This is a genomic window from Citrobacter youngae, from assembly GCF_003818115.1.
In the GTDB taxonomy this organism is placed as follows: domain Bacteria; phylum Pseudomonadota; class Gammaproteobacteria; order Enterobacterales; family Enterobacteriaceae; genus Citrobacter; species Citrobacter youngae.
Map to the genome: position 1 here is coordinate 44,541 of NZ_RPOI01000020.1, position 20,194 is coordinate 64,734.

At 54.8% G+C, this 20,194-nt stretch carries 9 protein-coding genes and 1 pseudogene; 1 reads left to right on the forward strand and 9 read right to left on the reverse strand.

Features of this window, described 5'->3' with window-relative positions; genetic code table 11:
• Nucleotide 1: 1 nt before the first annotated feature.
• From EHN13_RS17060 to EHN13_RS17070, 3 genes are read right to left on the reverse strand one after another with little or no spacing between them, the layout of a single operon-like run.
• The gene (locus EHN13_RS17060; RefSeq protein ID WP_061068184.1) at nucleotides 2–220 is read right to left on the reverse strand and encodes a hypothetical protein; all 219 of its coding nucleotides are present in this window, start codon (nucleotides 218–220) and stop codon (nucleotides 2–4) included.
• The gene (locus tag EHN13_RS17065; protein WP_249039299.1) at nucleotides 217–12,168 is read right to left on the reverse strand and encodes a hemagglutinin repeat-containing protein; all 11,952 of its coding nucleotides are present in this window, start codon (nucleotides 12,166–12,168) and stop codon (nucleotides 217–219) included. The genes EHN13_RS17060 and EHN13_RS17065 overlap by 4 nt, the downstream gene beginning before the upstream one ends.
• 12 nt (nucleotides 12,169–12,180) lie before the next feature.
• Entirely contained in the window at nucleotides 12,181–13,818 is a 1,638-nt protein-coding gene (locus EHN13_RS17070) for a ShlB/FhaC/HecB family hemolysin secretion/activation protein (RefSeq protein ID WP_124021819.1), read from the reverse strand.
• 593 nt (nucleotides 13,819–14,411) lie between these two features.
• On the opposite strand from EHN13_RS17070, the gene narP reads away from it, so the two are divergent.
• Complete coding sequence (gene narP / locus EHN13_RS17075; RefSeq protein ID WP_124021785.1) at nucleotides 14,412–15,059, forward strand: nitrate/nitrite response regulator protein NarP; 648 nt, start codon at nucleotides 14,412–14,414, stop codon at nucleotides 15,057–15,059.
• 100 nt (nucleotides 15,060–15,159) lie between these two features.
• Here the strand turns inward: narP and EHN13_RS17080 are convergent, their stop codons facing one another.
• From EHN13_RS17080 to EHN13_RS17105, 6 genes and pseudogenes are all read right to left on the reverse strand, one after another.
• Nucleotides 15,160–16,209 carry a cytochrome c-type biogenesis protein CcmH gene (locus EHN13_RS17080; protein WP_061068187.1) on the reverse strand — a complete coding sequence of 350 codons (1,050 nt, stop codon included), beginning with the start codon at nucleotides 16,207–16,209 and terminating at the stop codon, nucleotides 15,160–15,162.
• The gene (gene dsbE / locus EHN13_RS17085) at nucleotides 16,206–16,763 is read right to left on the reverse strand and encodes a thiol:disulfide interchange protein DsbE (protein WP_121584831.1); all 558 of its coding nucleotides are present in this window, start codon (nucleotides 16,761–16,763) and stop codon (nucleotides 16,206–16,208) included. The genes EHN13_RS17080 and dsbE overlap by 4 nt, the downstream gene beginning before the upstream one ends.
• Nucleotides 16,760–18,715, reverse strand: a complete 1,956-nt coding sequence (locus EHN13_RS17090; RefSeq protein ID WP_124021786.1) for a heme lyase CcmF/NrfE family subunit — start codon at nucleotides 18,713–18,715, stop codon at nucleotides 16,760–16,762. The genes dsbE and EHN13_RS17090 overlap by 4 nt, the downstream gene beginning before the upstream one ends.
• Nucleotides 18,712–19,191, reverse strand: coding sequence for a cytochrome c maturation protein CcmE (gene ccmE / locus EHN13_RS17095; RefSeq protein WP_005129319.1), 480 nt, complete (start codon nucleotides 19,189–19,191; stop codon nucleotides 18,712–18,714). The genes EHN13_RS17090 and ccmE overlap by 4 nt, the downstream gene beginning before the upstream one ends.
• Entirely contained in the window at nucleotides 19,188–19,400 is a 213-nt protein-coding gene (gene ccmD / locus EHN13_RS17100; protein ID WP_005129320.1) for a heme exporter protein CcmD, read from the reverse strand. The genes ccmE and ccmD overlap by 4 nt, the downstream gene beginning before the upstream one ends.
• A pseudogene (locus EHN13_RS17105) lies at nucleotides 19,397–20,133 on the reverse strand (heme ABC transporter permease). The gene ccmD and the pseudogene EHN13_RS17105 overlap by 4 nt, the downstream one beginning before the upstream one ends.
• Between the last annotated feature and the right edge of the window lie 61 nt (nucleotides 20,134–20,194).

The window sequence follows — 20,194 nt, forward strand, 5'->3', positions numbered from 1 at the left end:
ACTACTTACGATTATATTTTAGTACTTGTAAATAGAGCAGTAGCCAAACTCCTGCCCCTCCCCACACACCAACAATTGCACCAATTTTTCCAGCTAAGATATATTCCGAAAAGGGAACATCTCCTTTACTGATCAGCCAGGTACTAGCAACCATTCCAATAGAGAACGTAACTGCCAGTATAAACACCAACTTAATAAGTTCTAATAGAGGATGTTTCATTTACTATCTCCATTAGCTTCTTTTTGCGTCACATTGCCAGTCCATTCTGAGATTACAGAACCACCAAAACCACCCAGTATACCAGGGTATGGGCTCATTTGACCGCCCTGATATATACCGTATCCGATAGATTTTTCCGAATATTTCAGTGAATACTTACTGGCATCCATTCCTAGCTGATTTTTTATATACTGTGATTCAAACTTATTAGTAATTGAAGCACCAATATTATAGCCAAAACCTGTACCGGCCATACTGCCCACTACTGATGCGGTACTGTCCTGGCCTTCAATCTGACTGTTCATGTAAGCGCTACCGGCCCCTAACAACTGGTTAGCGTAATATCCTTTCCTGGCTGTACCTACACCAGTTAAGCCTGACATCATGAAACTGAGGTAATCGAACTTCTCACCGGTATTGCCGGTTGCAACCTGGACAGCCCCATTTGCTCCGTAACTCAGCCCGGCACTAACAAATTTTTCCGTCAGCGTGGCTGATGACGTTAACAACGAACCCGCTCCGGCAACCGTACCCCAATAATTTTCTGGCTCACCGAAGAAAGCCAGAGCTCTATCACCCTGTGACGTATTGCTATTCAGATAGTTTAAGTCGTAGCGGTTACCTTCAATGACGTAGTCCTTCACATCCGGGTTTTCCAGCGAACCATACAGCCAGCCAGGCCGACCTGCCGCGCTAAGTCCGCCCTCAATATTCCATTTATCTTCCCCGGACAGCGCCGTCAGAGGGTCGGCAGCCAAATCAATATGCAATTTCAGCCGGTTATCAGCACTAATTACAGCATACTTGTTCTGAATATCTCCGCATTCACGACCGGCTTTACGACAGGCAGTCATTTCTCTGTCAAAAGCATGAGCCTCGTCGTAGCTCAGATAGTTATTCTCAATCGCATTTTTCCCGGCCTGCGCCCCGGCAGCCGCCGACGCCGTGCTATCGCCCGACAGACCACCGGCCATCCCTGCTGATATCGTTGCCAGCGTGCTGATGGTCTGCTTCTGATCCTCACTCAGTTGCGACAGGTCAGTCACATCAGGATACAGCATACCTGCAATCGCCCGGGCCGCAAGTTCACCCGTTGCCGCACCCGCTGCGCCCGCCGCCGCGCTGTTGCCCTGCATCGCCGCCACTGCGCCGCCCAATATCGCGTGGGCAATGACATTTACCGCAGTATTGCCCTCTGTCGATTTAAGCAGATGCGCCAGCTCCGGTGCCGACGCCCCCGCCAGCGCGGCCCCCATATCACCGCCAGCCAGCCCCTGAAGCGCCGCCGTTGCCGCCTGAATCCCCCGCTGAATATCGCTGCCCGTGCCATACTTCGCCAGTTCTTCCTTATACTTCGGCGTATCTTTCAGCTTATCCGCAGGCAGATTCGGATTGTCCCTGCGCGCCTCTTTCAGCGCATTTATCTCTCCCTGTGTTCTGGCAATATCCGCTGCCTGACCGCCAATATCACCGATGAGACTTACCGTCTGCAGCCGCTTCTGCTCTTTCTCTTTGTCAAAAATCGGGCTGATGCTGTCGTTCGCATGTTCCGTATCACGGCTCAGACCGGATACATCCTGCTGCTGGTTCGCTGTATCACGAACCGTAATTGTTCCTTCCGCTACCGCCGCCTGCGTAGTTCCTTCCGCATGCCCGCTGTTGCCACCCGCTGAAATCATTCCACCCGGCATATTGCCTTTGAACGCGTCGCTGCCAAAAGAACCGCCGCCGCTCAGGCTGACGCCTGAATGACTGACCTTAAAATCCGCTTCGTTATGAATGTCCCTGAACCCCAGCGTTCCGGTATCCAGGCTGCTTTTATCCCCCGTTGCCGTCGAAGCGATTACCGCGCCATCCAGTTGCGTGTGACGTCCCACCGTCACATCAAATCCGCCATCGCCGGCAAAAAGCCCTGTCTGCTCCTGAACCGAGTCATAAGTACTTTTCATCTTGTCCTGGCTGGCGCTGATATAGCCCGAACCGGTCATGCTACCGAAGGTAAAACTGCCGCCTGCCGCTACGCTGTTCTGCTTCGATTTGTAGTCGTTGCTGTCCTGCTGGCTGCTCATCCACAGGTCGCGACCAATATCCGCGACCACTTTATCGCCGCTGACCTGCGCGCCATTCAGAAGGGCATCGCGACCACTGGTCATCGATACAATGCCACCGCTGTCCAGCGTGGTCTCCGTCCACGCCGTGCCGTTACCCTTCTCATGTCCTTTTGCCGCATTCACGTTGGCGAAGACGCTGATACCATAGCCATTGGTTCCTCCGCCAATGCTGACCCCTACACCGCCGCCGCTGCTGCTATTTTTCCCGGTTGTCTGTTGAGTGTTTGCCGCACCGCTCAGTACGATATCATTCGCTGCTGCAAGCGTGGTGTCCCCACCCGCCTTTATCTGGCTGCCGCCGATCAGAATATCGCCGCTGTTCCCGCTCTGACCTTTACCCGTCGCCGTAATAGCCAGATTGTTGCCTGCATTCAGGGTGCTGCCTGCCACAGTATCACTCCGGGCATGCTGCTCAGACTTTGATTTCTGGGAAGTCAGAGAAATGCTGACGCCTATACCGTTATTCGGATCGCCGCCAGCCTGAGCAACTGCAACCCCCTGCGCAGCCTGCACGCCGGAAAGCGCCGCTTTCGTTGCCTTCAGAGCCGCAAGACGATCGTCACTCTCATCTTTCGCATCCTGCGCTGCTGAAACCGCGCTGTTCACCGCACTGCCCACAGCCCCTGACAACGCCACCGTCAGTCCGCTGGTTTTCTGCTCAAACTTCTCATCTCGGGTGCGTTTGTCGTGTCCCGGTTCAATAAGTACACTATCGCCGCGAACAGCAATATCTTTCTGGGCGATGATATCCGCGCCGCCGATATGTGCCTGCTGGCCTGCGGTGATACTGACGTTGCCCCCCGTAGAACCGACCGTACTGAAGCTCTCGCTTTGGGTGGTGCCTTTTTCGCGCAGATCGTGCGTCGTTTTACTGCTACCGATGGTGAAGCCGATCCCGCCCGACCCCATCAGCCCGCTCTTTTTCGTCTCTTTAAAGCGCCATGAGGTATCCGTATTGGTGGCAGCAACGATATCCACATTGTTGCCAGCCCCCAGCGCCACATTGCCGTCACCGGCAACGGCTGAGCCCTGTACCAGAATGTTATTCCCGGCGGCGACAGCCACATTGTCCCCGCTCAGCAACGCGCCTTTTTCCCGCGTAGCACTGTCTTCTTCAATCGTATGGGTAGTCTTTTTACTGAGGAATCCTTTTTTGGTTTTCGTGGTTTCCTGGTAGTGATAATCGCTCTCTGTGGCGGTCGTGAGATTCACATCCCGGCCTGCCGTGACGCCGATATCGCCCTGCGCCGTAACATCCGCTGCCTGCGCACTCACATCGCGCCCGGCGATAATGACCGTGTCGCCACCGCTGGCAATTTCCGTCCCCTGCTGGCGTACGGCGTCATTGACCACGGTTTTCTTCTTCGCACGATAGCTGTCGCCGTCGGTTGTTACTTCAGCCAGCAGGTTGACATCACGCCCGGCCAGCAGACCCACATCATTTTCCGCTGCCAGCCCGGCCGCGTGAGAATTAATATCCTGACCCGCTTTTAACACCAGATTGTCACCCGCTGAGACGGTGGTACGGGAAAGCCCGGTGCTGTGCGATTCACTGCCGCCGTTACGGCTATTCTGCTGAGTGGTGGCCGCATTCAGATTGAGATCGTTACCTGCTGTAAGCTGAGCATTCCCTCCCGCGTTAACATTGCTGGCGGTGACGTTGAGGTTATTCCCGGCATTGATACCGAGGTTACCGCCCGCGCTGATGGTGCTCCCCTGCCAGTCCACGGACGAACGACCGGTCTCTGTGACCCTGCGTCCGGAATGGCTCCGGGCATCGTTAATCTGGTTGGCATTTACCGCAATATCTCCCCACGCAGCCATCAGCAATGAGCCACCCGCAGAGAGATTCGCGCCAGTAACGGTGATATCCTTGCCTGCCGAGAGCGACAATCCGTCCTGCGCGGTAATGGACGCCACAGAACCTAGCAACGTATCTTTAAAGCTCACATTGCGGTATTTGTCCCTGGCACTTACATCAATCTGCTCCGCCAGCGTCAGGTTATTGATGTTGCCGCCCAGGCTTTCCAGCGTCACCGTTTTTCCGCTAATGGCGGAGCTGACGTTGTTGATATCGCCAATCGCACTCAGCTCAAGGTTGCCCCCGGCCTGCATCAGACTATTGTTAAGGTTGCTGATGCTGTTCTGACTGTCGAGAGTGAGATCGTTTCTCGCCAGCAGCGTACTGCCAGCGTTGGTGATATTCCCGCTGGTAAGCTGAACATTATTCCCGGCAATGACGCTACCGTTGCTCACCGTGATATCTTTCGGCGAGAGATACAGCTTCGGTATCATTACCGTCTCACCGTTGACGGTCGCGGCTTCCCACCACAGCATGCTGTGCTCAAGGGACGCTATCTGATCGGCCGTCAGGGCCACCCCAAATTTCAGCCCCAGCGACTGCTGGGTACTGGCAGCGCTGTCCATCAGATAACGCATCTGCTCCAGGTCAGAACCTATACCGTTGATGTAACGACTTCCCGTCTTATTCAGCATGGCGTTACTGACATAGCGGGTATCGAATGCCGCATCACCGAGGAAACGGTAGTCATATTCCGGGTTCAGTTTGAGACGATCGAGCATATAGGCCGATCCCAGAAACTGGTTTTGATCGGTATACGCAACGTTAGTTTCACGCGGCGCTTCGCCCGGTTTGATACCCAACATGGCATTCAAATCACCAAACAGGCTGGGATCGAGTTGACCAAGACCATTCAGTTTCGGGTTGACGTTGATCAGGTACGGGCTTTTCGGATCGTCGGAGACGACGAAATAACCGTTCTTTCCGGAAGGCAACGGATACGCGCTGGTATCCACCGTTTTGCCCTGATTTTGCCCGGCGGTATTCACGCCCTTCTCGCCTGGGTTAATCAGGCCATTGAGTTGACCGAGGCTGGCATCACCTTTCTGCGTGGTAGAAACAGAACTGAGCGTGGCGTCTGATACGCCACCGCTTTCCAGCGCGCCGCCGCCGGTAATCTGCTGTAATGCATCCTGCAGTTGGTCGTTCCACTGTGGGGAACTGACGCTCACCGTGTCATTGTCTGCCAGCGCCTGTTTTTGCCCCCCGGCGCCAATGGTCTGGTTGCTGAGGGTGTTGAGGGTTGGCACAGAAATAGTGGTGCCAACTCCACTGTTTGCTGTTGTATTGGTATTACTGATGTTATGAGTGAACATCGCGCTGATATTGCCAGCTGCGCTTATCACCGCACGATAAGCATCACCATCAGCGACAAACTCAGTTTTTCTTTCACCCAGGATATAAGAGACCGATGTCCTGTCACGTTCTTTGTCCCGCCACCAGTACCATTTATCCCCCTCACCAGAAAGTGGGCGCCAATCCTCACTGCCGCACTCATTACTGAACCATTCACAACGGTATTCTGCCTGAATATAAGTTACTCGCCGCCCGCTCTCAGCGGAGAGATTATTCAGTATTTCTCCGGTAAGCCCTGCATTGCGTCCGGCCAGTATCTGGCTGGCGCGATTATCCAGGTTACTGGCATCAACAATAATATCGCGGGCGGCCACAATACGGGCTGCCCCCCCCGTCACAGAGACCGTGACAACCGACTCACTCTGTACAAACTGACGGATATCATTACCAGTAAGAAGGTAAGAAACGCCAGTCCGGCAGTTGTCATTCTTACCACCTGTACAACGCTCCCACTCCTTCCAGACGACATTATCACCCCGGTCAATCCACTCGTTCAGACTGACAGCAAAATCCGCATATTGGCCCAGAGAGCTGGAGTAAGCAGGATACTTTTCCGGAGCAGGAACAGCATCCGGATAGTTTTTATCGGACTGGTTAATCGTCAACCCATCCCGCTGGTTCAGCAGATGCCCGGTTTTGATGGTGATATCACCGTTCTGGGTTTCGATATTGCCGGAGGTGTTGACCACTTCGCTGTTGGCATTTCCCGCCGCATCTCGTTGCATCCACAGATTGTTGCCTGCAAGGATATCGCCGCGCTGGTTGGTAATGGTGTTGGCATAAAGCGCCAGATTATTTGCCGCGTACAACAGCGCCGTATTAACGATAGCGCCAGGCGCATTGAGCGTCAGAGAACCACGCGTGCCGGTGAAACCATCGACTGAAATATTACCGCGACTGGTCAGCGTAATATCCCCACCGCCCTGTAACGTTCCGGCGGCATTGAGCGCCACGTTGCTGCCGCTGAGGTGGCTCGCACCGTTGCCCGTTGTGATTTGCCCGTTATTGCTGAGCTGCCCGCCCGCCGTCAGGTTGAGCGACTGCCCCTGAAGCACGCTACGGTTGTCGATAGCACCCTCGCTGGTCATGGTCAGCGTTTTACCCGCGGCAAACGCGCTTTGCGCAGTAAAGCCATTCACCAGTTTCAGCGTCAGATTACCCAGCGCAACCACCTGCCCCAACGCATCCAGCCCGTGGCTTTCAACGGTCAGATCGCCACCGCTGAACAGTTTGCCTGCCGCATTCTGATTAACCTGACTGGCATTAACACTCAGTTGCGAGTTGCCCAACAGCGTACCGTTATTCGTCACCTGCGTGTATTTCACCGCCAGTCGACCGGCCTGCGTCGTTCCCTGGTTGGTAAAATTGTTACCTGTAAGCGTGGCGCTGTCGGCCAGCCAGTTCCCGCCATTGGCGGCCGTTGCCGCATTCAGAATGAGGTTTGTCGCCTGTAACCAGCCTGCGCCGGAATACTGCGGCGTGGTCAGCGTCATTCCCGCGCCGGAAAGCAGTTTGCCGTCATTGAGCGCGCGAGCTGTGGCGTTAAGATGGGTCTCTCCACCGCCCTGCATTAAACCGTAGTTGGACAGCACTGGAGTAGAAAGTGTCAGCCCCTGACGGCTGACAATCTCCCCGGAAGCCTGGTTTATCAAATCGCTGCTCAGCGACAGCGTTGCGCCATTATCCCCTTGTAGGCGTCCGCTGTTGGTCAATGTGCCGGACGTCATGCCCAGCGTCGCCCCCTGAATTTTGCCCTCGTTGGTGACTGACGCCGCATTCAGATCCAACGCGCCGCCGCTCAGCATACTGCCCGCTTTCTGCTGCCTGACCGCGCCGTTCATGGCAAGCGTGAGCGCATTTACGCCGCTAATTGCCGCACTGTTATCGAGGGTTGTCCCCTTCAGCGTAAGATTTTTCGCCGTCCATTGCCCGGCGTTAGTCAGAGAAAGCGCCTGTAGCGTCGCGTTACCCAGCGCGGTAATTTTGCTGCCAACCGCAGAAGTCAGGTTATTCGCGAGCGTAAGCTGCAGGGCGTCGGCGCTGTGTATTGCCCCATTGTTTGTCAGCGCTTGCGCATTGAGCAGAATCGACTGCCCCTGCCATGTACCATTATTCGTCACATCGCCAGACGTGAGTTTTAGCGTTCCCTGCGTCAGTAGTGAACCACCTGCTGCGTTAATCAATTCCTGTTGCGGTGAAGCCATCGCCATGCGCGCCATCAGACGCTGACGTGCTTCCAGCGTCAGGCTTTGCAGGCCGGTCAGCGTGCCCTGGTTGTGGATCCGGTTTTGCTGCAGGGTCAGGGTATTTCCCTGTACCGTGCCGCGGTTATCAAGCTGTGCGCCGTCGAGCGTTACGTCGCTTTCGCTGAGCAGCTTTCCGCTGTTATCAAGCTGCTGCGCGGTCAGTGACATTCCGCCATGACTCATCATGTCGCCTGACGTGGTAAGGCCGTTGTTTACAGTCGCCGTCAGATTACCCAGGCTTATCAGCGAGCCTTTGTGCAGCCAGTCATCAGCGGTCAGCGTAAGTTGCTGCCCCTGCAGCGTTCCCTGCGTCGTAATATTGCCGACATCGAAGGTCAACGCGCCACCGCTCAGCGTACGGGACGTTATACCCGTCGTGAGCACATCGCCAGACACTGCAAGCCCGTTCGTCCCCTGCCACAGGCCAGTATTGTTTAGCGTCGAGGCTGCAAGTGTCAGCCTGTCACCGGCAATACGCCCGGCGCTGTTGATATCATCAGCCGTCAGCGTCAGTGCGCCGCCACTTTGAATGTATCCGGGGTTGATAAGTCGCCCGGATAGCTTGCCTTCCAGGCCATGTAAACCGTTAAGCACGCCGCTGTTATTCAGCGAGTCGGCAGTGAATGTCAGGACATCGCCCTGCAGTACGCCGGCGTTTTCCATCGCACTGGTATGCACCAACAGCGCATTACCGGCCAGCCATTTACCAGTGGCATCCGTGGTGAAGGTATTCGCAGAAACCGTGGTACTGTCATTACCCTGAACCAGACCGCTGTTACGGATAGATTTTCCATCCAGAGTGACACTTTTCGCCGCCAGCGTACCGCGGTTATCCAGAGAGGCGGTATTTATCGACGCCCCCTGTTTCGCCACCAGGTTACCCTGGTTTTCAACTGAGTTTGCCAACGTCAGATCCAGGGAATCGGCCTGAATATCACCGGCGTTAATTAATGTGCTGCCGCGCAGCGTGAAGTCGGTATTCGTCAACAGCAGACCGTGGTTTTCCAGCGTGTCGAGGCCTAAATCCAGCCCCGCGCCGCTAACCAGTTGTCCCTGCTGACCATTAAACAGATTGCGGGTGGTGAGCTGTAGCACCGAATTACCCTGCACAGTGCCGTTATTCATAAGCTCCGGCGCGGAAATGCTAAGGGATTTTGCTGCAATCGTTTTGTCGTTAAACAACTGCGCTGCAGCCAGTTCGAACAGATTCAGACTGCGCAGCGCTCCCTGATTGTCCAGTCGCTCGCTGGCAGTGATCTTCAGGCTATTCTGAGCCTGAATGCTGCCGCCGTTCCGCAGGATGTCCAGCGTAATCGCCGCCGTACGGGCCTCCAGTTGGCCATCGTTGTCGATACGCTTTCCGCTAAGATGCAACGCTTCGCCGCTGGTTACCTGCCCACCCGCAAGGTTAGTGAAGCGATTGCCATCCCAGCCGAGCATCTGATTCCCCTGCAGGATCCCGCTGTTACTGAGATCGCCGTGTAATGCCAGCACCTTCGCCGCCAGCAGTCCGCCGTTATTCACGCTGGCGGCATGCACGGTCATACCCTGTTGGCTGAGTACGTTGCCCTGGTTAGTGAACACGTCGTGTACCGTTGCCGCTACCCCTGTTTCACCCAACGCATTACCGCTGTTTTGCCACGTATTTGCTTCCAGATTCAGCGTGCTGCCCTGCAGCAAGCCGGCGTTGTGGAGGGTCTGATTCTTCAGGATTAATTCCCCCACCGACAGCACATTGCCGTCGTTATTCACGTCCCGACTGTTCAGCACAAGCGTATCGGCGGCCATGAGTCCGAGGTTATCTGTCTTCTGTCCGTTAACAGATAATGACGTGTCCGCCAGCAGGCGCCCCGCGGTTTCGTTTTTTACCGTCGCATATTCACTTTGCAGATCAACGCCGTTAATTTCTCCGCCATTAACCAACTGGCGACCGTTGAGGTGCAATGAACCGTCGGTAGTAATCAGCCCATGGTTGGTCAGATACGGTATATCCAGCGCCAGAGAACGCCGGGCATAGAGCGAGCCGCCGCTAAGGTTATCTAACGTATCAATCTGCAGGTCCATTGCCGCGTTGCCCTGCATCAGACCGCTATTCACAACATGCTGACTGTGAAGAGCTAGCGTTTCGGCTACCAGAGAGCCGCTGCTGGTGAAAAGTTCAGGGGCAATAATCGAGATGCGTTCAGCGCTGGCGCTACCGCTATGAGTCAGCGTCGCCGCGCTGAGCATCAGGGTATCGGCCAGCAGTTCACCCTGGTTATCAACTGACTGCTGCGCGCTGAAACCAACGCGTGTCCCGGTGGATTTTCCGCCATGACTGAGCCTGTCCGCCGTTACGTCCAGCGAACCTTTTGCCGCCTGTACACCGTCCAGCGTGACGCTGTTGCCGGTAATCGCAAGGTCCAGACCACTCTGCAGATGGCCGTCCTTGCCAGTAGTCAGCTGCTTTGCGCCCACGTTAAGCGCACCAGCGGCATTAACCTGACCGTTCAGGTTCAGGTTTTGCGCAGCGTTTAACTGTATGCCCTGTTGCCCGGCGATCAGCGAATCTTTCGCGGCGGTGAGGTTTTCAGCATTGACTGTCACCCCCCGGCTGCCAGAGAGGACGCCATATTGTTCAACTGTCGCGGCCTGCACCGTTAATGAGCCATCAGAGAGCAACGTTCCACCGTTTAGCAGCGTGGCATCTGCCCGGATATCCGCATCGTTTTTCGCGCTGAGGGTGCCCTGTTGGTTCAGCGTTGTTGTCTGTACTGAAAGCAGGCCACCGCTCGCCAGCGTGCCCCTATTATCCAGCGACCCGCTATGGATCGATACGCTGTTACCCTGCATCAGCCCCCCATTTTCGAGGCGGGTTACCGACGCATCAAGATGGCCGTTCGCAGCCAGTTGACCACCATTCACGAGGTGGTCACCGGAAAGAGACAACGCGCCTCCCGCATTGACCTGTCCCTGGTTGTTCATTTCGCTACCGGCCAGGCTTAATGCTCCTTTCGCATCGGCCCGACTGGCGTTATCCAGTGCTATGCGCTGTGCCTTCAGCGTGAGTCCGTTACCTGCAGAGAGCAATCCCCCTTTAGCCGACAGATTGCCGTGACTGTTAAGGCTAACATCAGCATCACTCCCCAGCGTGGAACGGGTCAGCGTCATCCCATTAGTGCCCGCGACATCCAGTTTTTCTTTACTGGTCAGGCTGCCGTCGGTGATTGTCAGCGAACCGTTACTACGCAGTGAGGTGTTTTTCTGGCTAACCAGAGTGGTTGCGGCAATGGCTACATCCTGTTTAGCCGTAATCTGCAACTCTCCAGCTGCGGCAACCCCGCCACCATCGATCGTCATCTTGCCATCGCTACCCAGCAGCATGCCTGCACCACTGGAGAGATTTGCACCTTGTAGCGCTAACGCCCCGGTGCTGTTGATGGCCATCCCGCTTGCGGTCTTATGACTACCGGTCAACGTGACACCTTCTCCCCTGGCAGAAAGACCACCGTTTGCCAGACTGTTGCCGATCGTTAATTTCCCGTTAGCATTGAGGGTGATATCACCCTGGCGGGCATTCAGATCCCCGAGGTTGACCCCCAGCCCTTTCTCGCTGGAGACCAGATGAATACGGTTAGCGTACATCCCACCTAATGCGCCAGTGTCTACCGCGATTTTCGGTGCTTCTCCTTCGCCATTCAGCGGGCTCGTCTGGCCATTCGCCGCGATGCGATTCGCGCCGACGATAACATTCAGATCTTTGGCGTGTAGCGCTGCGTTAATTTCCGTGGCGCGGGCAATAATTGACACCGCATCGCTCTGGCTTCCATCCAGCCCTTTGCCTTCAATGGTAATGCTGCCTTTGCTCACATCCAGCGACTGCAGGTTACCGTTAGCATCCATCACCGGTTTACCGGTAGTCAGTGTGGCGTTAGGCGTGTTGATAAACCCGCACCCGTTACAGGTAATGCCGTAGGGGTTGGCGACCATGACGTTGGCGGCTTTCCCCGCGACTTCGGTATAGCCCTGTAGCTGCGAACGGTTAGCGCCGGTAACTTCGTTGATGATCCCTGATGCTTCCTTTCCGGGACGCAGGTTCGGGTTATTCTGGACGATGCCGCCGAGCTGGGTTTGGGTAAATTGCCCGGTCGCGTTGTTGAGGATCAGTCCCTCTTTTCCCACGTTGTAGTCGTTATATTTGTTGTGTGAAATCCCGGACTGGTTCGGCGTGGCAATATTCACCACCGGAACACCATTGGCGGCTTTATCCATCTGCGTATTGCCTTCAGGCGTGATGGCGGCAGCCATCGCCGGGAGCAGTGGTTGGGTAGCCAGCAGGAAACTCAACATGCCACTTAGCAAACGCTGGGAGAAACGAACCTGATCCTTTTTCATCATCCTTGTTCCTTAAAAAGCCACCGCAACGCGGTAATACACATTGAGATGATCCGGTGCCAGCCAGTCCGGATAATTCACCGGTGTTCCTACGGTAAACTGACTGGAGAACCAGCGCCCTGAGCTGGTTAATCCCAGCGCGGCCCCCCACAACGTGCCAGAGGCATACCTGTCAACGCTATCTTGTTTCAGCCAGCCGCCGTCGAATGCCGCTATCGCGCCAATCTGTCCCAACACCGGCAGCGTAAAAAGCGAGTAATTCACTTCGTTGCGCCAGTAGCCGCCGTTATCTCCTGAAATGTATTGTTCTTTATAGCCGCGTACCGATGTTTCACCGCCCAGCGTCAGGCGTTCGCTGCCGTAAAGGCGGTCCGGTGACCATTGAAAATAGAGGCTGCTCAGCCACCACAGTTTTTCTGTCAGCGGGCGCTGAAAACTGCCGCTGACGCTCCATTTGCGAAATTCTGCCTTTGGCACATCACCCTGTTTATCATTGTCATCCTCTGCGCCAAACCACGGCACGCCCTGGGTGAATGTGGGGTTAAACGTCGCAACGCCGGACGCAATTTTTTGCGTATGGTTGATACCCAGCGAAACGCTGGAAAGCTTGCGGCTACTGGTTTCCAGCAGCACATCGTTCAATCTGTTACGGTTGATTCGATGCGTGAGACCCAGCGATGCTGCGGTTTTGATATCACCGTTGCGAAACAAAACCCAGGAGCCGGTCAGACGATGGGTTTCACTGTCACCAGTGGAGCGCCAGGCATAGCCATTGTTATTAATGGTGCTGAGATAGTTACTCCAGCTGTAGCTGTAATCCAGCAATCCGTAGCCGTAAGGAACACTCACACCAGCAGCAACGTTCTGCGCATCTTTACTGCTCGAAAAATCGCTGCTACGCCCGCCGCTGATAAACCATTTATCCGCCAGCCCAAGCATATTATTGAAAAATAATGCCCCGCTTAGTTGTCCGGTTCCGGTACTCTTTTGTCCGCTGTTATCAAAACTGACGGAGCCGTTAACGGGGAATTCAGGCGTGGCGCTCAGATTAACTATTGATAACCCCTGCTGGCTGCCCGGCAAAATTTCAATTTCCACCGGCGTCTGGCGAACCCGGTTCAACTGCTCCATACCCTGTTCAATGTCACGCAGATTGAGAATCTTTCCTTCCAGCCCAGGAAAGATCATTTTCAGCGTGCGCGATGGGACACCTTCCAGACGTATTTGCTGCAATTTTCCCTCAAGCACCGCAATGTGCAGCACCCCAGAGGAGAGATCCTGTTCGGTTAAAAAGGCACGACTGGTGATGTAACCTCGGCTGATATACCAGTCGGAAATTGCATTTGTCAGTTCCGTCAGGCGAGGAATATCCAGGCATTGATTCACCCACGGCTCGGTAAGCTTTGCCGAGGCAGCGACGGACAACTTCGTTGCGCCGTCAATATCAATGCGCGAAATCATAAAACATGGTCCTTCAGTCCGGGCTGGCGTTTCCGGCGTGACGGCTTCGGGCAGCGTAACGCTACGCTCCAGCTCTTCACGCTGGCGCTGGTTTTCATTAAGTAGCTGCTGTTGTTGCTGCTGAATGGTATTACGATCCGCAGGAGAGAGTAGTGCGGCAGAAACCGTTGTGAACGGCAAAACTAACATCCCAATCAGTAATGCCAACTTTCTTTCATCCCTGAACTTCACCCTACCCCCCAAAAAGTACGAAACCGAACCTGGCTGTACGACTCTTGCCAAAAAAGCACAAAATGCAAACAAAAGTAAAGGCAATAAATGCGTTTTCACTTTATTCCTATTGCATTTCAGGATTTTTTATATTCTTAAGTTAAATTACTCTATTGGCCCAATCCCATAGCTAGTCGCCCATTTGCAGGAAGATCGCGGGGATGAGTATGTCGCGCACGTCGTGCCGCATGGGTGACGTCTGCGAAGTTTTCTTCCAACTGCTCGCACCCTTAATATCAACATTGCTTATTATTGCCACTTATTAATGTTGATATTTAATTAATGTTGTCAAACAGCAAATCGAGAATACTTTCGTCTCGCAAACCGCCAGCACCTTGATTCAAATCATAAAGAGTATTCTTTGTAAAAATTCCAATGAGAGCTTTTTGAGTCAGGATATACTATTTGCACCTGTAAAAAGTAAGGTCACGTTGCCTTATCATCTACGTGATAAATCAGGATTATCCCATGCCCCGGAATATAACGAAATTAAGAGTGCTCAGGAGAAGAAGATGCCTGAATTAACACCTTTTAAGGTGATGATTGTTGACGACCACCCACTCATGCGGCGAGGAATCAGTCAATTACTGCAGCTGGATAGCGCATTTGACGTAGTTGCCGAAGCCGGCGATGGCGCAAGCGCTATCGATCTGGCAAACCGTCTGGATCTTGATGTGATCCTGCTGGATCTCAATATGAAAGGCATGAGCGGACTGGATACCCTGAATGCGCTGCGTCGGGACGGCGTCACCGCGCAAATTATTATTCTTACCGTTTCGGATGCCGCCAGCGATGTGTATGCCTTAATTGATGCCGGCGCGGATGGTTATTTGCTCAAAGACAGCGATCCTGAAGTTCTGCTGGAGGCTATTCGCAGTGGTGCCAAAGGTGGTAAAGCCTTTAGTACCCGCGTCAGCGAATATTTGCGCGAGCGCGACCTGTTTGGCGCCCAGGAAGACCCATTCAGCATTCTCACCGAACGCGAACTGGATGTGTTACATGAACTTGCTCAGGGGCTGTCGAACAAACAGATTGCATCAGTGCTGAATATTTCTGAACAGACGGTGAAGGTGCATATTCGCAATCTGCTGCGCAAACTCAACGTGCGTTCTCGTGTAGCTGCCACCATTCTATTTTTACAAACACGCGGCATGCAGTAATCAGATATTGCCCGATGGCGCTACGCTTATCGGGCCTACAAGTCACGTGCATCAGTAGGCCGGATAAGACGCTTGCGTCGCCATCCGGCATCTTCCACTCTTACTTCTCCTGCGGCGTTAGCTGCTCCATCGCCTGCTTAATACTGCGTTCTATCACCGCCCGACGGGTATCATTGGCCGGTAATAATTTCAGCATCATTTCCCACGCCGCAACCGCCTCGCCAAAGCGCTGCTGTTCAAAAGCGTTAAACGCATACATGCTGAGAACCCGCACGTTGGCATGTTCGCCGCGTACCAACTGGCGTAGCAGCTCCCCTCCCCGACGGTTATCGTCAGGATCGGAAGAACGGGTCAGCGCTTCCGCATAGCCCAGCGCAGCATCGCTGTTTTTCGGATCCAGTCGGTACGCATTGGCATACGCTTCAGTCGCCGTACTGGCATTACCGAGAACCATGCCTATGCGACCAAGCATAATCCAGCCTTCAACGTTTCCGGCATCGGTTTGCAGCCGGGTGCGTAATCCCAGCGCCAGGCGCGCCATATCCTCTTCATTCAGCGGTTCAGCCTTTGGATCTAACGCCCGCTCCAGCAGCGCCGGGGCCTGTGCAGTCGCCTGCTGCCAGACCTGAACCTGCTTATAGTTGCCGGTTTCATAATAGCTCACTGCGCCAACCCCCAGCGCCACCACGATGCCGGGCACAAACAACCCGAACCCACCGCGCTTGCCATCCGGGATAACGTCATCAGGAAACGCTTCCTGTTTCACCCGGACACGTCGGCGAGTACGGGCGAAAATAATCCAGCCACCCAGACCAATCGCGACCACCGGCATCACCCACAGCAGCACGGTCAGCGGCGTCAACGGCGGATCGTAAGTCACGAAGTTGCCGTAGCGCGCCACCATGTAATCGACAATTTCTTTCTGGCTTTTCCCTTCCTGCATCAGTTCGTAAACCTTCTGACGCAGATCGGTGGCAATCATTGAGTTAGAGTCAGCAATGCTGTTGTTCTGGCACTTTGGGCAGCGTAACTGTTCAGTGAGCTGACGGAACTGCTGTTCCTGCGCCTCATCTTTGAACTGCATCACGTCAATAGTGGCCAGCGCCGATCCCGAGATAACCAGCATCAGCAGGCCCAGAAAGAACCTCATTGCGTAGCCTCCTTACTGTATTTATCCCACAATGGTTTGATCTCACTCTCCCACACCCTGGCGTTTAAGTCGCCGGCATGGCGATAGCGAATAATGCCTTTACCGTCGATCAGGAATGTTTCCGGCGCGCCGTACACGCCAAGATCCAGACCAAGCATCCCGTCGCCGTCAAACAGGCTCAGCGCATATGGATTGCCCAGCTCTTTCAGCCAGACAATGGCTTTCTGACGATCGTCTTTATAGTTCAGACCCACTACCCGTACGCCCTGCGCAGACAGCTGATTCAGGTACTGATGTTCGGCGCGACAGGTCGGACACCAGGTCGCCCAGACGTTCAGCAGTACCGGTTTGCCCTGGGTCAGCACATCGGCCTGATAATGCTGACCCGGATTTTCCAGCGACTCCAGGCGGAATGTCGGAACGGGTTTGCCGATCAGCGCCGACTCCAGATTAGTGGGATCATCCCCCTGAGCGTTACGCGCCAGCTGCCACAGCAGCGCCGCCGCAATGATCAGAAAAATAATAAACGGAATTAACAGTGCGTTGCGCTTCATACAGCCTCCGACGCATTTTTTTGCACCGCGGCGCGAGGACGCGTGCGCTGGCGATAGCGTGGATCAAACAGGCAGAACAATCCACCCAGCGCCATCAGCAATCCTCCGGCCCAAATCCAGCGAATAAACGGTTTGTAGTACAGACGCACAGCCCATGCGCCGTTATCCAGTTCTTCACCCAGCGCAGCGTACAGATCGCGTGTGAATCCGCCGTCAATTGCCGCTTCGGTCATCATCGAACTGGTGCTGTTATAGAAGCGTTTTTCCGCATGCAGCGTGGCTTCTGGTTTACCATCTCGGGTAACGCCAATAATGGCGACACCGCCCCGGTAGTTAGGTCCGGTAATATCTTTCACTTCGCGGAACGTGAACTGATAGTTATGGATACTGACGCTATCACCTGCCTTCATGCGCACATCGCGTTCAACACTGTAATTCTGGCTAAAGGCAATACCGACGATGGTAACAGCCAGTCCTATGTGACCTGAAACCATGCCCCAGTAGCTCAGCGTCAGCTTCGTGCCGCGCGAAATACGCAGGAACGCCTCGGACATCGCCAGCACGAATATCCAGCATGCCATCGCCAGACCCACCACCGTCATAGCGGCGATGCGATCCTCAAACAGCCACGGCAGCAGCAGCGACAGTACCAGCGTGGTGACAAACGCGACAATCAGTAGCGTTTTCAGCTTGCGCGGTCTGTCACGGCCCCAACGCACTAATGGCCCTATTCCCAGCAACAGCGCAAACGGCGCCATCAGCCAGGTAAACATGGTGTTGAAGAACGGCTCGCCAATCGAAATACTGCCCAGTCCAAGCTGTTTGTGCACCAATGGCAACAGCGTGCCCAGGAGCACCACCAGCATGGCAGCAATCAGCAGCACGTTATTACCCAGCAACAGCGATTCACGCGACCACAGCGCGTTATTAACCCGTGAGCGGACCTTGTGACCGCGCACAGCAAACAGCAGCAGGGAACCGCCGATAACCAGCACCATGAAGGCCAGAATAAACATCCCGCGTGACGGATCGGAGGCGAAGGCATGCACCGACACCAGCACGCCAGAGCGCACCAGGAACGTCCCTAACAGGCAAAGCGAGAATGCGCAGATTGACAGCAGCAGCGTCCAGGCTTTAAAGCTGGCACGCTGTTCGGTGACCGACAACGAGTGCATCAGCGCCGTTCCCACCAGCCATGGCATAAACGAGGCGTTTTCAACTGGATCCCAGAACCACCAGCCGCCCCAGCCCAGCTCGTAATAGGCCCAGGCGGAACCGAGCACAATACCCAACGTCAGGAACACCCACGCCGCCAGCGTCCACGGACGCGAAAAACGGGCAAAGGTGCTATCCAGACGCCCGCTCATCAGTGCGGCAATCGCAAAGGCAAACGCCACGGAGAAACCGACATAGCCCATGTACAGCAATGGTGGGTGGAAAATAAGCCCAGGATCCTGCAACAGCGGATTCAGGTCGCGGCCTTCAATAGGAAAATCTGGCAACGTGCGGGCAAACGGATTGGAAGTAAACAGGATAAACAGCAGGAAGCCAACGCTGACCATGCCCATCACCGCCAGTACGCGGGCGACGATATCCAGCGGCATCCGCTGGCTGAACAGCGCCACAGCGAACGTCCAGCCGCTCATCAGCAACACCCACAGCAACAATGAGCCTTCATGCGCGCCCCATGTCGCGGCGACGCGATACCAGACCGGAAGTTGCGTATTGGAGTTGCTGGCGACATAGGTCACGGTAAAGTCATTAACCACGAAGGCGTTTACCAGCACCAGAAACGCCCCCATCACACAGATAAACAACACCCAGGCAAAGGGTCGCGCAGAGGCCATCATCCGGACATCGCCACGCGCAACCCCCCACAGCGGATAAACCGACAGCAACAGTGCAACGCCAAGCGCAAGGCACAACAGCGCGTTGCCAATTTCAGGCATCATGACGTTTTATCCTTATAAACACTTTCCGGACGACGATGGTTTTCCTGCATCGCTTTTTCGACTTCCGGCGGGGTGTAATTTTCATCATGCTTGGCAAGGACCTCTTTGGCCTGCACATGATTTCCCTGATCCAGTTCTCCCTGAACAACGACGCCCTGCCCTTCACGGAACAGATCCGGCAGGATACCTTCATAGGTCACATCCACCACGCCTTCGGCGTCATAGATGCTGAAGTTAACTTTCAGCGACTGCGGGTCGCGCTTCACACTGCCCGGCATAACCATACCGCCAACGCGCAGGCGTTGACCGACTTCCGGCATCTGCTGAGTTTCGCGCTTGCCGTAGAGTATTTCTCCCGGCGTATAGAACAGATCGATATTGGAACGCAGCGCATAGAGCACCAGCGTGATGGTCAAAGCCAGGCCCGCCAGCACCGCACAGGCTATCCATAGCCGATTTTTACGTCGAATATTCACGCCGCCTCCCGTTGCACTTGCGCTGCACGCATACGCGCTTCTCTCGCCCGCTGCTGCGCCACACCGCGTAAGATTGCGCGATGCTGTAGTGCAGAATGCAGCACCAGCACCAGCAACGGAATTACACTCATGGCCACGGCCAGCCAGACATATAAGGCGTAACCGCCCATCGCGAAAAAATCACTCCATGATGCAAATGCAGGGGTCATTGGCGGCCTCTTTTTAAGATCAGTTCACTCACCCACGGGCGGCGTTTTTCCATCAATAAAATCAGATTACGCATGCGCATCAGCGCCAGCGTGACAAACAGGAGCAGATAGCCGACGATCGCCAGGCGCAGTGGCGTACGCATCGCCGGATCAATACTTTGCTGCATGCGGGTCGACCCTGATGCAGCGTGTTCCACCACTCAACCGAGTAGTGAATAATCGGTAAGTTCACGACACCAATCAGCACCAGAATACCGGCGGCACGACCTGCCAGACGGCGGTCGTCAAAGGCATGCCACAGCGCAATGGCGCCAACGTAGAGAAACAGCAGCACCAGTTCAGAGGTGAGTCGGGCATCCCAGACCCACCAGGTCCCCCACATCGGTTTGCCCCATGCGGAACCTGTCACCAGTGCAATAAAGGTAAACACTGCGCCAACTGGCGCCATCGCCGCCAGCGCCAGATTGGCCATTTTCATCTGCCAGACCAGGCCGATAAATGCGGCAACCGCCATTGATGCGTAAATGCCCATCGACCAGATTGCCGCCGGGACGTGCAGATAGATAATGCGATAGCTCTGCCCCTGCTGATAATCCGCTGGCGCGAAGCCAAATCCCCAAACCCATCCTGTTACCAGTACCACTGCGCTGGCAATCGCCAGCCATGGAATAAACCAGCCACAGACCTGATAGAGACGTGGGGGCATCGCCAGTTGATGAAGTGTTTTCCACATAGTTCAGTCACCAGACTCAATAAATTAGTAAATTTCCGTTTTACCGGAGGGCGGCTTCGCC

What these genes read in the sequence shown, in the direction of transcription:
- EHN13_RS17060 (WP_061068184.1), bottom strand. Translation starts at nt 220, where the DNA reads ATGAAACATCCTCTATTAGAACTTATTAAGTTGGTGTTTATACTGGCA.
- EHN13_RS17065 (WP_249039299.1), bottom strand. Translation starts at nt 12,168, where the DNA reads ATGAAAAAGGATCAGGTTCGTTTCTCCCAGCGTTTGCTAAGTGGCATG.
- EHN13_RS17070 (WP_124021819.1), bottom strand. Translation starts at nt 13,818, where the DNA reads ATGTTAGTTTTGCCGTTCACAACGGTTTCTGCCGCACTACTCTCTCCT.
- narP (WP_124021785.1), top strand. Translation starts at nt 14,412, where the DNA reads ATGCCTGAATTAACACCTTTTAAGGTGATGATTGTTGACGACCACCCA.
- EHN13_RS17080 (WP_061068187.1), bottom strand. Translation starts at nt 16,209, where the DNA reads ATGAGGTTCTTTCTGGGCCTGCTGATGCTGGTTATCTCGGGATCGGCG.
- dsbE (WP_121584831.1), bottom strand. Translation starts at nt 16,763, where the DNA reads ATGAAGCGCAACGCACTGTTAATTCCGTTTATTATTTTTCTGATCATT.
- EHN13_RS17090 (WP_124021786.1), bottom strand. Translation starts at nt 18,715, where the DNA reads ATGATGCCTGAAATTGGCAACGCGCTGTTGTGCCTTGCGCTTGGCGTT.
- ccmD (WP_005129320.1), bottom strand. Translation starts at nt 19,400, where the DNA reads ATGACCCCTGCATTTGCATCATGGAGTGATTTTTTCGCGATGGGCGGT.